A 17,286-nucleotide genomic window follows, 5' to 3' on the forward strand; every position below is an offset into this window, starting at 1 on the left:
GAATTCGTGAAGAATGTGACCCGCTGGTCACTTTTGCTCGGAGAAAAACCTGCAGTCATTTCGCTGCAGGTTGCGGTGGCGATTCAGCCGCGTGGCAGCAGCGAGGAGTGATGGCTGCTGATCAGCCACTGCTGGCCATCCCAGCGGTAATTGAAGGTATAGCGCGCAGCCACGCGTTCTCCACCCTTGGCGAAGGTGAAGGTGTACAGGCCGGACAGCGAGGCGTTGTTGCAGCCAAGCTCGACATGCTGGCTGTCCAGGCGCCCGCTGGGCTGCTTGCCGAGGAAATACTCGAAATAATGAATGCGCTCGGCAGTGGTCAGCCGCGGGCGTTGCGACAGGGTAGGCAGCAAGATGGCGTCATCGGCATACAACGCAGCAACCTGGCGCGGATCACCGCTGAGCAGGCTGTGGTTCCAGCGCTCGAACTGGGCGACGATCTGTGCTTCGCTGGTGGCGGCGCAAGTGGCAGGGGTGGCGTAGGCGGGTAAAGACAACAGCCCCAGCAGGGGCGCGAGCAGCGTCAGTGACTTCATGGCAGTCCTTGCGATGTGAAGACGCTTGGTGCGTCAGACGGCGCAGTCTAAAAAGGCGCCGTCAGGCAAAGACAGAGGCGGGGTTTCCCCGGCAGGTCACTGTGTTGCTCAGCTGCGCGCTGGCAACTGGCCGTCCTGGGCTTGCTGCAGAAGCAGACTGAGTTGGGCGACCTGTTGTTGCAACTGCTCGCGCTCTTCTTTAAGGCGACGCAGCTCGTCGCGGTGTACCGTCACGTAGAGGGTCTGGGCAGGCATTTTTGGCAGAAGGGTTCCCATTGCACACCTCGCATAGGGTGGTTCGTTTTTCTAACAGCGTAGCTGCTGGATCGGCGGCGATTCTGAATTCTTTTGCAGGCCTTGGGAACTTTTTTGTTTCTGGCTGTCTTGCCGTTCGTCGCTGAACCAAGCGCGCCAGGGCTGGACTAACCTTGAAGGCCTGAGGCGCTATTTTTCATTCCAGGGGAGCATCGCACATGCAATTGGGAATCGTGGGGCTGGGCCGCATGGGCGGCAATATTGCACGGCGCTTGATGCGTGGCGGGCACCGCATGGTGGTGCATGACCGCGATCGTCAGGCAGTGGAAACCCTGGTCAAGGAAGGCGCCAACGGCGCCCATGACCTTGGCGCGCTGGTAGGCAAGCTGGAGAAACCCCGGGCGGTGTGGGTGATGCTGCCGGCCGGTGAGCCGACCGAGCAGACCATCGCCCAGCTTGCTGACCTGCTCGACGCCGACGACGTGATCATCGACGGCGGCAATACCTTCTACAAGGACGACATGCGCCGCGCCGCCGAGCTGGGCAAGCGCAACCTGCACTATATCGATGTCGGCACCTCGGGCGGCGTCTGGGGCCTGGAGCGCGGCTACTGCATGATGATTGGTGGCGAGCAGGCGGTGGTCGACCGCCTCGACCCGCTGTTCGCCACCCTCGCCCCCGGGGTTGGCGACATCCCCCGCACCCGCGGCCGCCAGGGCCCGGCCGGGCGTGCCGAGCAGGGTTACATTCATGCCGGGCCCGCAGGTGCCGGGCACTATGTGAAGATGATCCACAACGGCATCGAATACGGCCTGATGCAGGCCTATGCCGAAGGGTTCGACCTGCTCAAGAGCAAGGGCAGCGATGCCGTGCCGGCCGAGCAGCGCTTTGACCTGAACCTGGCGGAAATCGCCGAAGTGTGGCGCCGTGGCAGTGTGGTCACCTCCTGGCTGCTGGATCTTACCGCCGACGCCCTGGTGGCCGACCCGCAACTGGGCGGCTACAGCGGCTCGGTGGCCGACAGCGGCGAAGGGCGCTGGACCATCGATGCGGCGGTGGAACAGGCGGTGCCGGTGCCGGTGCTGTCCAGTGCGCTGTTCGCCCGCTTCCGTTCGCGCCAGCAGCAGGGCACCTACGCCGACCGCATGCTGTCGGCCATGCGTTTTGGCTTTGGTGGCCACGTCGAGAAGAAAGCCGAATGAGCAAAACACAGATCGAAGCGGCACCGCCTTGCAACCTGTTCCTGTTTGGTGCCAACGGCGACCTGGTCAAGCGCCTGTTGATGCCGGCCTTGTATAACTTGAGCCGTGATGGCCTGCTCGACAAGGGGCTGCGCATTATTGGCGTCGACCACAACGCCGCCACCGACAACGAATTCGCCGCGCGCCTGCAAGCCTTCATGCGCGAACGCGACAGGGCTAGCGAAGGCGCCAGCAAGTGCCTGGATGACAAACTCTGGGCGCGCCTGGCCAAACGCATCGGCTACCTCACCGGCGATTTTCTCGACGAGGGCACCTACCAGGCCATCGCCGAACGCATCCGCAGCAACCCCAGCGCCAACGCGGTGTTCTACCTGGCCACCTCACCGCGCTTTTTCAGCGAAGTGGTGCAGCGCCTGGGCGCCGCTGGCCTGCTCGACGAAAGCGCCGGCTTTCGCCGGGTGGTGGTGGAAAAACCCTTCGGCTCGGACCTGGCCAGCGCCGAAGCGCTCAATGCCTGCCTGCTCAAGGTCATGAGCGAAAAGCAGATCTACCGCATCGACCATTACCTGGGCAAAGAGACGGTGCAGAACATCCTCGTCAGCCGTTTTTCCAACGGCCTGTTCGAAGCGTTCTGGAACAACCACTACATCGATCACGTGCAGATCACCGCTGCCGAAACCGTCGGTGTCGAAAGCCGCGGCGCCTTCTACGACAGTACCGGCGCCTTGCGCGACATGGTCCCCAACCACCTGTTCCAGTTGCTGGCGATGGTCGCCATGGAGCCGCCGGCGGCCTTTGGCGCCGATGCGGTGCGTAGCGAGAAGGCCAAGGTCATCGGCGCGATCCGGCCCTGGTCGAAGAACATGGCCCTGAAAAACTCGGTACGCGGCCAGTACAGCGCTGGCAAACACGGGCGCAAGAAGGTCCCCGGTTACCGCGAAGAACCTCGGGTCGCGCCCGACAGCAACACCGAAACCTTCGTCGCCCTCAAGGTAATGATCGACAATTGGCGCTGGGTCGGCGTGCCGTTCTACCTGCGTACCGGCAAGCGCATGAGCGTACGCGACACCGAGATTGCCATCTGCTTCAAGCCAGCGCCCTATGCCCAGTTTCGCGACACCGAAGTCGAGCGGCTCAAGCCCAACTATCTGAAGATCCAGATCCAGCCCAACGAAGGCATGTGGTTCGACCTGCAAGCCAAGCGCCCGGGCCCGGCCCTGGCCATGGAGAACGTCGAGCTGGGTTTTGCCTACAAGGACTTTTTCAAGATGCAGCCGTCCACCGGCTACGAGACGCTGATCTACGACTGCCTGACCGGTGACCAGACCTTGTTCCAGCGTGCCGACAATATCGAGAATGGCTGGCGCGCGGTGCAGCCGTTCCTCGATGCCTGGCAGGAGGGCGGCGAGGTGCAGCTCTATGCCGCCGGTGACAACGGCCCGACTGCGGCGGACGAACTGCTGACCCGCGATCGGCGGGTCTGGCACCCGATTGGTTGAGGGTTCACGCACAAGGGGGATGAATGCCGGGTTTGATCGAAGACTACGCCCTGCTGGGTAACTGTCGCAGCGCCGCGCTGGTAGGCCGCGACGGCTCCCTGGACTGGCTGTGCCTGCCCAGGTTCGACTCCCCGGCGGTGTTTGCCGCCTTGCTCGGCAATGAAGAAAACGGCCGCTGGCGCCTGGCGCCGAGCGAGCCTTTGGTGCAGGTCAGCCGTGAATACCTGGACGGCACCCTGATCCTGCACACCACCTTCACCACCGCCAGCGGCCGCGCGCGCCTGATCGACTGCATGCCCCTGGCTGAACACAACAGCGTGCTGCGCATTGTCGAGGGCCTGGAAGGCGAAGTGCCGTTCGAGATGGACCTGGTGATGCGCTTTGACTATGGCAACAGTGTGCCTTGGGTCGAAAAGGCCGAGCCGCTGGTGCTCTCGGCGGTGGTTGGCCCCGACCGGCTGATACTACGCAGCGGCGCCGCCACCCAGGCCCTGGATCACCACACCGGCAGCCGCTTTACCGTCAAGGCCGGCCAGCGCCTGGCCTTCAGCCTGAGCCACCAGGCGTCACACCTGCCATTGCCTGCAGCGTTCGATGCCGAGCAAGCTTTGCAACGGACCCGGGAGCAGTGGCAGCAGTTTACGTCGCGCTGCCCGGACGTCGGCCCCTGGACGGCGCTGGTCAAGCGCTCACTGCTTACCCTCAAGGCCATGACCTACGCGCCCACCGGCGGCATTGTCGCGGCGGTGACCACCTCGTTGCCCGAGCGCCTGGGCGGTGAGCGCAACTGGGACTACCGCTATTGCTGGCTGCGTGATGCGACCATGACCTTGCTGGCGTTCATGAACCTTGGTTACTTCGAAGAGGCCCAGGCCTGGCGCGAATGGCTGCTGCGCTCGGTGGCCGGCAACCCCGAGCAGATGCAGATCATGTACGGCCTGGCCGGCGAGCGGCGGCTGGCGGAGTATGAAGTGCCGTGGCTGGCCGGTTATGAAGGTGCACAACCGGTGCGTATCGGTAATGCCGCAGCGTTGCAGCACCAACTGGATATTTATGGCGAGGTCGCCGATGCCATGAGCCAGGCAATTCGTGGTGGCCTGCCGCGCCACCCGCGCAGCGCGGCGATTGCCCGGTTGATCATGCCGTACCTGGAAAAAACCTGGCAGCAGCCGGACGAGGGCATCTGGGAGGTGCGTGGCGGGCAGCAGCACTTCACCCATTCCAAAGTCATGGCCTGGGTGGCCTTCGACCGCGCTGCCGGCTTGAGCGATACCACCGAAGAAGGTCAGGCGCGCGCCGGGCATTACCGTCAGGTGGCGGCCAGGATTCACCGGCAGGTGTGTGAACAGGGCTTCGATGGGCAGCTGGGCTGTTTCGTCCAGGCTTATGGTTCGACCGAAATGGATGCCAGCCTGCTGCAGATTGCCCTGACCGGCTTCCTGCCGGCGGATGATCCGCGCTTTCTCGCCACCCTTGCGCGCATCGAGCAGCGTCTGCTACGCAATGGCCTGTTGCTGCGCTATGACAGCGACAGCGGTTGCGATGGGCTGACGCCGGGTGAGGGGACCTTCCTGGTCTGTTCGTTCTGGCTGGCGGATGTCTATGTGCTGCTGGGGCGGGAGGAGGAGGCCAGGACCTTGTTCGAACGTCTTGCGGCCCTGTGCAACGACGTCGGCCTGCTGGCCGAGCAGTACGACCCGCTGGGCCGGCGCATGCTCGGCAATTTCCCCCAGGCTTTCAGCCATATCGGCATCATCAACACCGCGCTGAACCTGCACCGCGCCCAGTGCCCGGTGCGCGACCGGGCGCAATGTGGTTAAAGGCATCGCGGGTCAAGTCGGATCGCCGCACCGCCGCTCCCACAGGTAGCGTAGGCCTTTAGAGGCGCGAGCTGATCCATTGGCGATGCTGCTCACACTTCACCTTTGCGCCTTGTCGGCGAATGGACCGGCGATGCACGAGAAGCGAAAGCAAAAAAGCGCTCTGCTTCTAGATGTACGTAATTGCAGACGCCACCGATCGTCCCTTGCAGAAGGCCGAGTGGAACCCTTGCGTAGTGGGGCGACGGCCATGGATGGCCGGCGAGCGCCGCAGGGCCAGGGACGGCCCTTCGGCGCGCCCTCACGGGAGCAAGGGTGGAAGGAGGGAACCCGGAGCGCAGCGCAGGGCCGATGAAGGGACAGGGCGTTTTTGGTTACTTTTGCCGCCAAGCAAAAGTGACCCGCCGTAAGGGCGGAAGGCGCCGGCAGCGCCTCATCATCAAATGGATCAGCTCAAACACAGCCTGGCTGCCCCAATACTTGCAAGCTGCTTAAGACAGTTGCTCCCACAGGCCCGTGCAGTCAGCGTTACAACCAGTAGGTCACCGCCCACCACCCCAGCCCGCCCATGACCACGGTATAGGGCAGCGCCATCCACACCATGCGCCCATACGACAGGCGAATCAGCGGCGCAATCGCCGAGGTCAGCAGGAACAGGAATGCCGCCTGGCCGTTGGGCGTGGCCACGCTCGGCAGGTTGGTGCCGGTGTTGATCGCCACCGCCAGGGTCTCGAAGTGCTCGCGGCTCATGCCGCCGTTGACAAACGCCTGCTTGACCTCGGTGATATAGATAGTGGCGACGAACACGTTGTCGCTGATCGCCGACAACAGGCCGTTGGCGATAAACAGCATGCCCGGCTGCTGATCGGCCGGCAGCGCCAGTACCCACTGGATCAGCGGGGTAAACAGCTGCTGCTGGTGGATCACCGCAACCACGGCAAAGAACACCACCAACAACGAGGTGAACGGCATGGCGTCCTGGAACGCGCGGCCCAGGCGGTGTTCGTCGGTGATGCCGGTAAAGGCGGTAATCAGCACGATCACCAGCAGGCCGATCAGGCCGACTTCGGCCACATGCAGGCCCAGGCCGATGATCAGGATCAGCGCCGCCAGGCCTTGCACCACCAGTGCGGCACGTTGCTGGGTGGTGCGCTGGGCGTCGTCTTCGGCGGCATAGGCGGCCAGCACCTGGCGCACGTTGTCCGGCAGCAGGGTGCCGTAGCCGAACCAGCGCAGTTTCTCCAGCAGCACGCAGGTGACCAGCCCGGCGGCCAGTACTGGCAGCGACACCGGCGCCACCTTGAGGAAGAACTCGGCAAAGTGCCAGCCCATTTCGTGGCCGATCAGCAGGTTCTGCGGCTCGCCGACCAGGGTGCACACGCCGCCCAGGGCGGTACCGACGGCGCCGTGCATCAGCAGGCTGCGTAAGAATGCGCGAAATTGCTGCAGGTCTTCGCGGTGCAGGTGGGCGACGTGCTGGTCGCTGTCCAGGTCCGAGTCTTCCCGTGGGTTGGCGCCGGAAGCGACGCGGTGATAAACCGAGTAAAAACCTACCGCGGCGCTGATGATCACCGCGGTCACCGTCAGCGCATCGAGAAACGCCGAAAGAAAGGCCGAGAGAAAACAGAACAGCAAGGCCAGCAGGGCCTTGGAGCGCACGCCGAGAAGAATCCGCGAAAACACGAACAGCAGCAGGTCCTTCATGAAGTAGATGCCGGCGACCATGAACATCAGCAGCAGGATCACCGGAAAGTTGTGCTGCAGCTCTTCGTACAGCGCTTGCGGCGTGGTCATGCCCAGCAGCAGGGCTTCGACCATCAGCAGGCCGCCGGGCATCAGCGGGTAGCACTTGAGCGCCATGCCGAGGGTGAAGATGAATTCGATCACCAGCACCCAGCCGGCCACCACCGGGCCGAGGGTGAACAGCAGCAGGGGATTGAGCAGCAGGAACAGGCACAAGGTAGCCTTGTACCAGCGCGGCGACTGGCCAAGAAAATTGTGGGCCAGGGCGCCGGCCAGGGAGCGGGACATGAAAATGTATCCTTATGATTCAACAGCTGGGCAAAGTGCCGCATGTGCGAACGGAGATCAAGGTAAAAGTCCCGGTTTTGGCACAAGCGCGGCCTTGGCGCCGACGGGCACCTTGTTATAGTCCTGCGATCAACCTCGCCGCCTTCAAGGAGAGCACCGTGACTGACTACCAAGCGTTCAAGGTCGAACTGAACAACCGCATCGCCCACGTGCAGATCAACCGCCCGGAAAAGTACAACGCCATGAACGCGGCGTTCTGGAGCGAAATCGTCGAGATCTTCCGCTGGATCGATGAAACCGACGAAGTGCGCGCGGTGGTCATCAGCGGTGCCGGCAAGCATTTTTCTTCCGGCATCGACCTGATGCTGCTGGCCTCGGTGGCCAACGAACTGGGCAAGGACGTCGGCCGCAATGCGCGCCTGCTGCGCCGCACCATCCTGCGCATGCAGGCCTCGTTCAATGCCGTGGACAACTGCCGCAAGCCGGTGCTGGCGGCGATCCAGGGTTACTGCATCGGCGGCGCCATCGACCTGGTCTCGGCCTGCGACATGCGTTACTGCAGCAGCGACGCGCAGTTCTCGATCAAGGAAGTCGACATGGGCATGGCCGCCGACGTTGGCACCCTGCAGCGTCTGCCACGGATCATCGGCGACGGCATCATGCGCGAACTGGCCTACACCGGGCGCAATGTCGCCGCCGACGAAGCCCAGCGCATCGGCCTGGTCAACCGTGTGTTTGACAGCCATGAGGCACTGCTTGACGGAGTCTTTGCCATTGCCGCTGAAATTGCGGGAAAATCTCCCATTGCCGTGGCCGGCACCAAGCACATGATCAGCTACATGCGCGATCACCGCATCGACGATGGCCTGGAGTACATCGCCACCTGGAACGCCGCCATGCTGCAATCCACCGATCTGCGGGTGGCGGTTGCCGCCCACATGAGCAAACAGAAACCCGAGTTCGCCGACTGACCCCCGGCGGCGAACCCCGCAAGGAACCGGCACATGTCAGCGCGTTGGACCACCGCAGTACTGGACACAAACCTCACCGGCGGCTGGGCGGTTGCCCGCAGCCGCGAGGGTTTTCTGGTCGATGACAACGGCGCGCTGTTCCCGCGCGACTGGCTCAAGCGCCAGGCGCTGGACGTGCTTTGCGAGCACGGCATCGGCCATTTCGATGGCCAGCCGGTGTTCCTTCTGGAGTTGCGCAGCCCGCAGGCGGTAGCCGGCTGCAGCTGGCGCGGCTTGCGTCAGTTCATGCTCGAAGGCGACTTCGAGACCTACAAGATTCTTGGCTATGCCGCGCAGATCGGCACCTGGGCCCGCGAGCACCGCTTCTGTGGCAGTTGCGGCCAGGCCATGGAGCAAATCCACTGGGAGCGGGCGATGTACTGCGCGCCGTGTGATTTACGCAGCTACCCGCGCATCTCGCCGAGCATGATCGTGCTGATCAGCCGTGGCGACGAAATCCTCCTGGCCCGTTCACCGCGCTTTGTCAGCGGCGTGTACAGCACCCTGGCAGGCTTCGCCGAGCCTGGCGAATCGGCCGAAGACTGCCTGGTGCGCGAAGTGCGCGAAGAGGTCGCGATCGAGGTGCAGAACATTCAGTACGTCGGCAGCCAGTGCTGGCCGTTCCCCCATTCGATGATGCTCGGTTTTCATGCCGAGTACGCCGGCGGCGAGATCGTCATGCAGCCGGACGAGATCGAGGACGCCCAGTGGTTTCGCGTCGATGCGCTACCGCCGTTGCCGGCGGGGCGTTCGATTGCGCGCTATCTGATCGACCTGTACGTGGCTCGCCGCCTAGGCCTGGCCGAACCAGTGCTGCCACGCTAGGCGCACGGTCAGTGCCAGCACCACGGTGATGAACACCGGGCGGATGAACTTGCTGCCGCCGCTGATGGCGGTGCGCGCGCCGAAGAACGCGCCGACCATCAGCGCCGAGCCCATCGACAGGCCCACCAGCCAGTCGACCTGGCCGGAGAAGATAAACACCGACAAGGCCGCGGCGTTGCTGACGAAGTTCATGCTGCGCGCCACGCCGCTGGCCTTGACCAGGTCGATGGGGTAGAGCAGCAGCGTGCTGACGGTCCAGAACGCGCCGGTGCCTGGGCCGGCCACGCCGTCGTAGAAGCCCAGGGTGAAGCCCTGGGGGATCTGCCACTTCTTTTTCACCGGCGCATCGGCATCCAGCGGCGCCTTGGGCGTGCCGCCGAACAGCAGGTACACGCCACAGAGAAAGACGATCACCGGTAGCATCTTGTTCAGCCATTCGGCCGGCAGGTAGTGGGCCACCACCGCACCGATCAGGGCACCGATAAAAGTACCGACCAGGGCATGACGCCACTGCGCCGGGTGGAACAGTTTGCGCCGGTAGTAGGTGAAGCCGGCGGTGGCCGAGCCGAAGGTCGAGCTGAGTTTATTGGTGCCCAGCACCAGGTGCGGTGGCATGCCGGCGGTGAGCAGCGCCGGGGTGGTGAGCAGGCCGCCACCGCCGGCAATGGCATCGATGAAACCGGCAACGAAAGCGACGGCGGCAAGAATCGCCAGGGTGGTGGGGTCTACGCTGAGTTCGAAAGGCATGGCGTGGGCTTAATCGACTGGGCGCAGAAGGGCTGCGCCGAAGGGTCGATATGGTAATGGAGATCGGGGCTGTCTGTCAGGGCCTCATCGCGGGGCTAGCCCGCTCCTACTGTAGGGGCGGGCCTGCCCCGCGATGCTTTCATCAGGACAAAAAGCCGCCGTCGACATTCAACGCCACGCCAGTGGTGTAGCTCGACGCGTCGCTGGCCAGGTACAGCACCGCGCCGGCCATCTCTTTCGGGTCGGCCACGCGCTTGAGCGGGATCTGTTGCAGCGCGGTGTTGAGGATCGCATCGTTCTTGACCAGCGCCGAGGCGAATTTGGTATCGGTCAGGCCTGGCAGCAGGGCGTTGCAGCGGATACCGAACGGCGCGCATTCCTTGGCGAAGACCTTGGTCATGTTGATCACCGCCGCCTTGGTCACCGAGTAGATGCCCTGGAAGATCCCCGGCGAAACGCCGTTGATCGAGGCGACGTTGATGATGCTACCGCCACCGTTGTCGCGCATCAGCTTGCCGGCTTCCACCGACATGAAGAAGTAACCGCGGATGTTGACGTCGACGGTCTTCTGGAAGGCGCCAAGGTCAGTGTCCAGCACGTTGCAGAACTGCGGGTTGGTGGCGGCGTTGTTGACCAGGATGTCCAGGCGCCCGAACTGTTCGCGAATGCCGGCGAAGACCTGGCTGATCTGCTCCATCTCGCCGATGTGGCAGGCAACCGCGGTGGCCTTGCCGCCGGCGGCGATGATCGCCTCGGCGACCTGCTGGCAGCCGTCGAGTTTACGGCTCGAAACGATCACATGGGCGCCTTGCTGGGCCAGCAGATGGGCGATGGCCTCGCCGATACCGCGGCTGGCGCCGGAGACGAAGGCGACTTTGCCGTCGAGGTCGAACAGTTGGGTCTTGGACATGGTCTTTTCCTTGTTGGAGTCGTCAGAGTGGGGACTTGCCGATGACCTGCAGGCTCATGTGCTCCAGCAGCGTGTTCATGTGGATGAACTGGGCGAAGCGCTTGTCCTGGGTCTGGCCGTGGAAGAACCGGTAGTAGATCTGCTGAACGATGCCGGCCAGGCGGAACAGGCCGTAGGTGTAGTAGAAGTCGTAGTTGTCGATTTTGATCCCGGCGCGTTCGCCGTAGTAGTCGACAAACTGCTGGCGGCTCAGCATGCCCGGGGCGTTGCTTGGCTGGCGGCGCATCAGTTGCACCGGTGCCGGATCGTCGGCTTGAATCCAGTAGGCCAGGGTGTTGCCCAGGTCCATCAGCGGATCGCCCAGGGTAGTCATTTCCCAGTCGAGCACGCCGATGATGCGCATGGGGTTGTCGGCATCGAGGATGACGTTGTCGAAGCGGTAGTCGTTGTGCACGATGGCAGGCTTGGGGTGATCGGCCGGCATTTTCTCGCGCAGCCAGGCGATGACCTTTTCCCAGCGTGGCGCATCGGCGGTCAGGGCTTTTTCGTAGCGGCTGGCCCAGCCCTCGATCTGGCGTTGCACGTAGCCTTCGGGCTTGCCCAGGTCGCCCAGGCCGCAGGCGTTGTAGTCGACCTGGTGCAGCTCGACCATGCGCTCGATGAAGCTCTTGCACAGGGCCTCGGTGCGTTGGGCATCCAGGCCCAGCTCCGGCGGCAGGTCCGAGCGCAGGATGATGCCCTTGACCCGGTCCATGACATAAAACTCGCCACCGATCAGCGACTCGTCGGTGCAATGCACGTAGGCCTTGGGGCAGTAGGGGAAGCCGCTGTTGAGCTGGTTGAGGATGCGAAACTCGCGGCCCATGTCATGGGCGGATTTGGCCTTGTGACCAAACGGCGGGCGACGCAACACAAACTCGCGCCCGGGGTATTGCACCAGGTAGGTCAGGTTCGAGGCACCACCGGGGAACTGGCTGATGGTCGGCGCACCGGCCAGGCCCTGGATATGCGCTTTCAGATAAGGGTCGATCACTGCGGCATCAAGTTCTTCGCCGGGGCGGACCTGGGTGGACTGGTCGGTGAGCGTCATGCGTTTCCCTTATGATCGGAGGGGAGGATCATTGGCAATCTAATGGCTTGCCCATCCCCTAACAAGCGTTGTCCCGCTGTTATAGACCACTGTGTTGCGCTGCGATCACTGAGCCTGATGTGTCTGCGCCGCCGTGACCGGCAAGCGCTACATATATCTAACGCCCCGAAGCGTGCGGGTTGAATTCAACTGGCGTTTCCCCAACCGCCAGAGTGACGTACACCATGCCATCTTCTCACCCCAACGTGGCCTTCATGCAGGCACGCGTCCCCTCCTGGATTGCGCAGCTCAAACGCACCGAACTGGCCGCCATGCTGCCCGACAGCGCCACTACCAGCCAGCCGCAATGGTTGACTGGCGCTTCGCGACCCATGCGTAACGCCCTGCATGCCAGCCAGGCCCGCAGCCATGCTTCGCGCCACGAAGCTGCCAAAGCATTTGCCAACCTGCAAAGCGCCTATGAATTTTGCAAGCCAGTGCTTGAACAGTGGCTGCAGACACGCTTCCAGGCGTCTGCAGATATCCTTGAGGCTCGTTTCGTGCTGCGTACGGCTGGCTTCAAGATCTCCAGTGTTTCGCTGTTCGAGGCGGTGTTGAAGAACTTCAGCAGTGATGAGCTGGCTGCCTTGAAAAGCGACAAGACCAGCGTGCTGACTGCAACCGACAGTGCGCCGCCTTATCCTGACCTGTTGCCGATCTCCGCCGCCGATTTCGCCGCAGGGTGCCGCGAGCTGGACCTGGGCAAGCGCTACCAGGCACACCTGGAAAGCGTGTTGAGCAACGCAAGCGACAAGGAGGTGCTGCGCAACAAGAAGAAGACAGCGATGCGCGATCTCATGGAGGTAGAAGCCAATATCGCACGCATCAAGGGCGACATCGACGAACAGGGTTATGCCGCCGTGTTGGCCTTGTTGAGGCAGTCCGCTGACGCGCGGGTCGATTCGCCACTGAAGGTCGGTCTGGCCCGGACCAATCCTTTCAACGCCAGCCAGTGCAGCCGTCTGGCTCTGTTCGGTGTGGCATTGACGCAGATTGTGATCATTGCGCCCTCCGTTACCGACGCCACCGCGACCGTCCCCTGCATCGTCCACATCCCCGCAGACCCGCTGCATCCGCTCAAACAGTATGCCTCGCTGGAAGCGTTCAAGAGCGACCTGATCGGCCGCCTGGCCGACCGGGAGTTTCGGCTGTTCCTGGCGCGTTTTGTCACGATCAAGGAGCGGCCAGCGTTCCTTGACCTGCTGGTCGATCCGATCAGCCTGCACCGCGCTCAGCATTGGCAGCAAGTGGATGTGCGCCGGGAGCTGTTCGATGTGCTCTACAGTGAATGCGTCCAGTTCATCCGCGACGAATCGGCGGCGCTGGTGGTGAGCACTCAGGACACTGACGACATCTCCCGAGGCGACTTGGACAAAGGCTACAACACCAGTTTGGCGGTCCTGGGCGGGGCGACGCTGTTCATGCCGGTCCTGGGCATTGCGTTTATCGCCGTGTTGGCGGCAAAGCTGCTGACGCACTTCTTCCATGGTGCCGATCACTGGAGTGTAAGGGTGCAGGAAAGCGGTCAAGCGTTCTTGCGGGCGATCCTGCTCAATGCTGCGATTGCAGACGGTGAAGAGGAGGACGAGCTGTCGGTGCCCTCGGCCATGGCCGGCCTGGTCCTCGTGCGCCTGGACGATGGCCGCGAGCAACTGTGGCATCCCGATCTGCTGCCCTATGCGCGCAACGTTCGCTGGAAGAACCAACTGGCGCCCAACCGCTCCAACGGCATCTATGACGTCGACGGCAAACAGTGGGTGCGGATCGACAGCGATATCTACCAGATCGAGAAAGACACCGCGCTGGACAAGTGGCGAATTGTCTCCCCCAGGGATTCGTCGCTGTTTCGTCCGGCGCTGGAGCATAACGGCCAGGGTGCCTGGCACCATGTGATGGAGCAGCCCCAGCGCTGGAGCAAGGCAACCTTGCTGCGGCGCCTGGGGCATCTGGTCGAGCGCTTTGCTGCCGCCGAGCTGCATTTGCTTGGCGAAATCAGTGGCGTGACCACCGAGGAACTGCAGCAGGTTTTCCGTGACGACCAGCCGATACCCGGTGTACTGCATGAAACCCTGATCCGCCTTGCCGTTGACCGCCAGGTACTGGGCTTGGTCAATCGCGCCCGCAAAGGCAATCTGCTGGCTGAGGACTACGCGCAGGTAGCGCAAATACTGGTGCAGTTGCCGAACTGGCCACAGGGCAAAACGATCGAGCTGTATGACAGCGTCGAGTTCTGGGGGGAACCGCTGCAGGTCCACGGCAGCGCGCAAGAGGGGGTAGAGCCCTTGAAAGTGGCGCGGGCCGACCTGCAGCATAATCGCTTGATCGACAAGGTGGTCCAGGTGCTGGAAGACGCGCCACGGCGCCGGCGCGACCTGAGCGACGACGAAGATGAGCGCGAAGATGACAGTGCATCCCGGCGAGCCTCGGTGTGCGCGGACCTGGCAAACGGTCTGGAACGAGTGCGTCGGGCTCTTTTCGACCAGTTCTACCAGAATCCTACGCCTTCCCTGTTGGATGTCGCGGTGGATGACGAGCAGGCGCTGGCCACCTTGCAGCGCCTGTTCCCTGGCTTGACCCGGGCCGTTGCTGCGCAAGTTTTGCGCGATGTCGATGTTCGCGAACGGGCACGTTGGCAGGCCGGACAAGAGCCCTCCCTGGCGTTGACCGAGCGTGTGGTGGAAGTCTCGCGCCGGGTTCGGCTCAGTCGGGCGTTCACCGACTTCGAGCTTGGCTATCTACAAAACAATGATACTCAGGTACTGGCGTTGAACTTGCTGGAGCATCTGCCCGGCTGGCCTGGGCGATTGCGCCTGGAGCTGCGTGAATCGACCCGCACAGGGGCACTGGTATCGAGCATCGGAGAGCTCAGCGCAACCAACAGCCGTGTACTGGTGCGCATGGAGCAGCGCTGGGAACTGTACGATGCAGGGGGCCTGAACCTGGGTAGTTTCGCCAGCGCAAGCTATGGCTTTTTTGCCTGCCTGTTCGCCGCCTTGCCGGCACTCACGAGAAACGCCTTGCCAACCTCCATGGCCAGTGCCGAAGCGTTGCGCCGCAGGCTGCGTGACTTGGCGACCGAGCAGCCGGACCGTGCGCGCGGGCTGCTGGGGATCGCCGCGCCGCCTGTCTGGTTGAGCGCCAGTTTGCCTGCGGTGGCGGGGCGTCGGGCGTACCCGGGCAGTAGCGCGATCAACCGGTTGTTCGGCTCGCGTACACCGCAACAGCGCCTGGAGGCCATGTTCGTCGATGACACGCCTGAACAGATTGCTGTGCGGCTCGAACGCCTGACCGGCAGCGCGCAACAGAGTGAACAAGCGGTGGCAGCGCTTGAGCGCGCTTCGATTGCATTTAGCGTTTCGCTGGACAACTGGGTGGAGGGCGGTGCTTTCGAAATCGTGCTGCACGGGCATGACCAGCGTTACTGGTCGGGGCGCGAGCAACGCCAGCGGGTCGCCCAATTGCTCAGCGCTGCGTGGCGCTTTCGCACGGTCGAGGACCGGGTCATCAGGCTACCGTCGGGTGGCATTGAGTTGCGCCTGAGCGGGCTGGCGCTCGACAGCCTGCCAGTATTGAACGGTGAGCTGGCAGGGGTAGAGGTTCTGGTGCTCAGTGTCCTGGATATCACCAGTATTCCCGAAGGTTTTCTGCGCGCATTCCCCAATCTGCGCGACCTGCAGATCGAAGGGATCGTGCTGCAATCCTTGCCTGCCGACATCGGCCAGTTGCCGGTGCTGGAATATCTGCGCCTTGCCTGTCCGGGCATGGGCCCCGAAGCGTTGGCGCCGCTGCGTCACTCGACGAGTCTGACAGCCTTGTACATCGAGTTTGCCACACCTGTCCCGATACGCTGGAGCGCGGAGCATCTGGCGGCACTGGCGGCCATCGAAACCCTCAGGGTATTGTCCATCTTTGATAGCCAGGCCCTGTTCGAAGCCGGGGCATTGGCGCAGTTGACGCAGCTGCAGTGGCTATTGCTGATCGACAACCACATCACCCTCGACGCCGACACCGTAGAGCAGTGGCAGGGACTGACCCGCTTGCAGCATCTTGACCTCTCCGGCAACCCCCTGGGGATGGCGCCTCATCTGGGCAACCTGACGGGGCTACAGCGATTGCGCCTCGACCAGACCGGAATCACCGAGTGGCCGCAGGGCCTTGAAACCTTGCCTGCTTTGACCCTGGCTTCGCTGCTGGAGAACCACTTCACCCAAGTTCCGGAAGGGGCTGGACGTGTACCGGGATTAAGGCTGACGCTGTCGTACCTGCCCCAAACTGAACGCGTGAGGGTAGAGGCGGAAATGGCTGCTGTCGGTAATCCCCATCGGGCGGTGGAGTCGGCACAGCGTGAACCGCTCATGAACCTGTTCGAAGGTGGCGATGCTTTGCAAAGAGCCCGCTGGCAGATTGTGCGCCTCAGCCAGAGCTTCGGCATGGGCCTGCTTTTCGATGTGCTTGAGCGCATGGGTCGTACCGAATCCGCCAGGCTCAGCCGTGATGCATTCTTGCAACAGGTGCAGTCGCTATTTGATCTGATGTATGAACAGCAGGTCTTGCGCGACGCGATTTGCAGGGCCGTGGTGCGCTACACCAATGAGGCGCGTGATGACTTTTACATCCTTGACCAGGTGCTGGAGTACGCACTGGCGCAACGAGCGATCCACAATAGGGGGGACGCACGTAGTGTATTGATTGCCCAAGGGCGTTTGCGCGGCCGCTCTCGCGCCTTGCTTCGTCACATCGAGACGCATTTTCATGAGTGGCGCCAGCCAGGGCGGGCGATTGACCTGTACCAGGTGTTCGAGGACTTCCACTTCAGGTTGGTCCAGCGTTTGTCGATGACCCTGCCATTGCTGGGGCGCACGATCCGCACCACCCACGATTGGATCACTGAAAACCATCTGCAAGCGGCGCTGGATGCGGTGTCGCGCAGCGAAGCCACTGATCTGAATCGTTGGCTTCGCAGTGAAGGCTACTGGGCCGGCTATCTGCGTGCAGTATTCCCGGCGCGTCATGGGCTGCTCAATGAGCGTGCGCGAATGGCCAGGGACTACCTCAATGCCTTGGCTCAAGGGAGCCAGCAGCCAGAGACACTGGACGATGAGGTAAGAAACCTGTTGGCCATGGCCATGGAGGTCCAGCCAGCGTCGGTTGCGACGGTGGCCCAGGATTCTGAGCGCATGCCGCAATGGCGTGGCAGACTGGAGTCTCTTGTCAGTCAGCAGCGTGCAGCGCTGACCGAGACATTGACCGAGGAAGTCATCGCGCCGGTGCCGCCGGCCTGACACAGCGATTTGCGGCAAAAAAAACCGAAGCCCAGGCTTC

At 62.9% G+C, this 17,286-nt stretch carries 12 protein-coding genes; 6 read left to right on the top strand and 6 right to left on the bottom strand.

What is annotated here, in order from left to right; translation table 11 throughout:
* Positions 1–83: 83 nt before the first annotated feature.
* On the bottom strand, positions 84–536 hold the full coding sequence (locus LOY37_RS11800) for a DUF4440 domain-containing protein (protein ID WP_258716961.1): 453 nt from the start codon (positions 534–536) through the stop codon (positions 84–86).
* A gap of 108 nt (positions 537–644) precedes the next feature.
* Positions 645–812 (bottom strand): DUF6026 family protein, encoded by a 168-nt coding sequence (locus tag LOY37_RS11805; protein ID WP_176794265.1) that lies wholly within the window; start codon positions 810–812, stop codon positions 645–647.
* Between the two features lie 197 nt (positions 813–1,009).
* On the opposite strand from LOY37_RS11805, the gene gnd reads away from it, so the two are divergent.
* From gnd to LOY37_RS11820, 3 genes are read left to right on the top strand one after another with little or no spacing between them, the layout of a single operon-like run.
* On the top strand, positions 1,010–1,993 hold the full coding sequence (gene gnd / locus LOY37_RS11810; RefSeq protein WP_123565969.1) for a phosphogluconate dehydrogenase (NAD(+)-dependent, decarboxylating): 984 nt from the start codon (positions 1,010–1,012) through the stop codon (positions 1,991–1,993).
* Complete coding sequence (gene zwf / locus LOY37_RS11815; RefSeq protein ID WP_258716962.1) at positions 1,990–3,492, top strand: glucose-6-phosphate dehydrogenase; 1,503 nt, start codon at positions 1,990–1,992, stop codon at positions 3,490–3,492. Before gnd ends, zwf begins: the two co-directional genes overlap by 4 nt.
* A 23-nt stretch (positions 3,493–3,515) precedes the next feature.
* A complete protein-coding gene (locus LOY37_RS11820) occupies positions 3,516–5,312 on the top strand; it encodes a glycoside hydrolase family 15 protein (RefSeq protein ID WP_258716963.1) in 1,797 nt (598 codons plus the stop codon).
* A 528-nt stretch (positions 5,313–5,840) separates the two neighbouring features.
* Here LOY37_RS11820 and nhaB read toward each other — a convergent pair.
* Positions 5,841–7,343, bottom strand: a complete 1,503-nt coding sequence (gene nhaB / locus LOY37_RS11825; protein ID WP_093383671.1) for a sodium/proton antiporter NhaB — start codon at positions 7,341–7,343, stop codon at positions 5,841–5,843.
* Between the two features lie 158 nt (positions 7,344–7,501).
* On the opposite strand from nhaB, the gene LOY37_RS11830 reads away from it, so the two are divergent.
* Positions 7,502–8,314, top strand: a complete 813-nt coding sequence (locus LOY37_RS11830) for a crotonase/enoyl-CoA hydratase family protein (RefSeq protein WP_045198558.1) — start codon at positions 7,502–7,504, stop codon at positions 8,312–8,314.
* 33 nt (positions 8,315–8,347) lie between these two features.
* On the top strand, positions 8,348–9,178 hold the full coding sequence (nudC, locus tag LOY37_RS11835) for an NAD(+) diphosphatase (RefSeq protein ID WP_045198560.1): 831 nt from the start codon (positions 8,348–8,350) through the stop codon (positions 9,176–9,178).
* Here the strand turns inward: nudC and LOY37_RS11840 are convergent.
* The 3 genes from LOY37_RS11840 to LOY37_RS11850 all read right to left on the bottom strand — a co-directional run bounded on the left by LOY37_RS11840 (position 9,146) and on the right by LOY37_RS11850 (position 11,925).
* Entirely contained in the window at positions 9,146–9,925 is a 780-nt protein-coding gene (locus LOY37_RS11840) for a TSUP family transporter (protein ID WP_045198562.1), read from the bottom strand. The genes nudC and LOY37_RS11840 overlap by 33 nt on opposite strands.
* A gap of 142 nt (positions 9,926–10,067) precedes the next feature.
* Positions 10,068–10,835, bottom strand: coding sequence for an SDR family oxidoreductase (locus LOY37_RS11845; RefSeq protein WP_258610488.1), 768 nt, complete (start codon positions 10,833–10,835; stop codon positions 10,068–10,070).
* 22 nt (positions 10,836–10,857) lie between these two features.
* The gene (locus LOY37_RS11850; RefSeq protein WP_258716964.1) at positions 10,858–11,925 is read right to left on the bottom strand and encodes a phosphotransferase family protein; all 1,068 of its coding nucleotides are present in this window, start codon (positions 11,923–11,925) and stop codon (positions 10,858–10,860) included.
* A 224-nt stretch (positions 11,926–12,149) separates the two neighbouring features.
* Here LOY37_RS11850 and LOY37_RS11855 point away from each other — a divergent pair, with 224 nt between their 5' ends.
* Complete coding sequence (locus LOY37_RS11855; RefSeq protein ID WP_258716965.1) at positions 12,150–17,246, top strand: dermonecrotic toxin domain-containing protein; 5,097 nt, start codon at positions 12,150–12,152, stop codon at positions 17,244–17,246.
* The last annotated feature ends 40 nt before the right edge of the window (positions 17,247–17,286 follow it).

The sequence above is a fragment of the Pseudomonas sp. B21-012 genome, from assembly GCF_024749305.1.
In the GTDB taxonomy this organism is placed as follows: Bacteria; Pseudomonadota; Gammaproteobacteria; order Pseudomonadales; family Pseudomonadaceae; genus Aquipseudomonas.